Raw genomic sequence first — 2,038 nt, forward strand, 5'->3', positions numbered from 1 at the left:
CAACGACGTCTGGGAACAGATGAAGAAGCATGTGCCCATGGAGAACGGCAAGCCTGTGCATCCCATCAAGGCCGATTACCTGAAGCCGGTCGTCGAGCAATACAAAAAGGAAGGCAAGCCCTTCAAGATGGGCATGGTCTTCCCGGTGTCGACCCACAACTATGAACGGCGCTACTGGCTGGCTGCCGGTGGTATCCAGCCCGGCTATTACAGCCCCGATAACGTCAGCGGCCAGATCGCTGCCGAGGTTCTGCTGTCGGTGACCCCGCCGCCGCAAATGCCCGCCACTCTGGAAGCCGGCACCATCTATGGCTACTGCGTCGGCGAGCCGTGGAACCAGGCCGCCGTGTTCAAAGGCATCGGTGTGCCGGTCGTGACCGACTATGAGCTGTGGAAGAACAACCCGGAAAAAGTGTTCGGCATCACCGCCGAGTTCGCCGAGGAATATCCGAACACCACGCTGGCCATGACCAAGGCGCTGATCCGTGCCGCGATCTGGCTGGATGAAAACGACAACGCCAACCGCCCCGAGGCGGTGGAGATCCTGTCGCGGTCGGAATATGTCGGCGCCGATTACGAAGTCATCGCCAACTCGATGACCGGCACGTTCGAATATGAAAAAGGCGACAAGCGCGACGTCCCCGATTTCAACGTGTTCTTCCGCTATAACGCCACCTATCCGTTCTATTCGGACGCCGTCTGGTATCTGACCCAGATGCGCCGCTGGGGCCAGATCGCCGAAGCCAAGCCCGACAGCTGGTATGACGAAGTCGCCAAGTCGGTCTACAAGCCGGAAATCTATCTGGAAGCCGCCAAGCTGCTGGTCGAAGAGGGTCTGGCCGATGCTGCCGACTTCCCGTTCGACAGCGACGGCTACAAGGCGCCGACCCCGGCCGAGGATGTCATCGATGGCATCGGCTATGACGGCAAACACCCCAACGCTTATCTCGACAGCCTGCCGATCGGCCTGAAGGGCGATCAGACCGTCGTCGGTAACGAAGTTCAGGGCTAAGGCCCGGGCGCGGGCGGCGGCCCTCCGCCGCCCCGCTTTACAGAATTCAAGGATGAGACACATGACCGCGATTGATCCCGAAGCGCTGAACGCCTCCGAGGCACGCGAAGCCCGCCGAGCCCGGATGTTTACCCGTATCAACAAGGCCGACGGCTGGTTCAGGGTTCTTGGCCTGAGCTGGGTGACGCCGGTCCTGAAAGCTATTGCCGGGGACAACCCCAAGGCACAACTGAAAGAAATCTGGCGGCTGCTGGGCGTTCCGGTTCTGGCCATCGTCGGGTTTCTGCTGGTCTGGGGGGCGCTTGCACCGAAGGTGCAGACCTCGTTGGGGGCGATCCCCGGACCCGCTGCTGTCTGGGAACAAGTGATCGTCCTGCATCAGGACCACATCGCCGAGCGCCAGAAGGCCACCGATTTTTATGACCGCCAGGACGAACGCAATGCCAAGCTGGTCGCCGCGGGCAAGGAAGACATGGTGAAATACCGCGACTATACCGGCAAGCCGACCTATTACGATCAGATCTGGACCTCGATCAAAACCGTGTTCTTCGGCTTTCTGCTGGGCACGATCGTCGCGGTGCCGCTGGGGATCGCCTCGGGGCTGTCGCCCTCGGCCAATGCCGCGATGAACCCGCTGATCCAGATTTTCAAGCCGGTGTCGCCGCTGGCATGGCTGCCGATCGTCACGATGATCGTTTCGGCCACTTATACGACCTCGGACGGGATGTTCTCGAAATCCTTCCTGACCTCGGCCATCACCGTGACCCTGTGTTCGCTGTGGCCGACGATCATTAACACCGCGCATGGTGTGGCCTCGATCGACAAGGATCTGGTCAACGTGTCCAAGGTGTTGAAAATGAACACCTATACCAAGATCATTAAGCTGGTTCTGCCGTCGGCCCTGCCGCTGATCTTTACCGGCCTGCGTCTGTCGCTTGGTGTGGGCTGGATGGTTCTGATCGCCGCCGAGATGCTGGCGCAGAACCCGGGTCTGGGCAAATTCGTCTGGGATGAATTCCAGAACGG

At 60.3% G+C, this 2,038-nt stretch carries 2 protein-coding genes; both read left to right on the top strand.

Features of this window, described 5'->3' with window-relative positions:
• Positions 1–1,012: CmpA/NrtA family ABC transporter substrate-binding protein (locus ABYW26_RS13865; RefSeq protein ID WP_372605498.1), on the top strand; the 1,012-nt coding region annotated here is incomplete at its 5' end.
• A 61-nt stretch (positions 1,013–1,073) separates the two neighbouring features.
• Positions 1,074–2,038 (top strand): ABC transporter permease (locus ABYW26_RS13870; protein WP_372605499.1); only part of this gene is annotated, 965 nt, incomplete at its 3' end.

This window comes from Actibacterium sp., from assembly GCF_041584535.1.
In the GTDB taxonomy this organism is placed as follows: Bacteria; Pseudomonadota; Alphaproteobacteria; order Rhodobacterales; family Rhodobacteraceae; genus Actibacterium_D.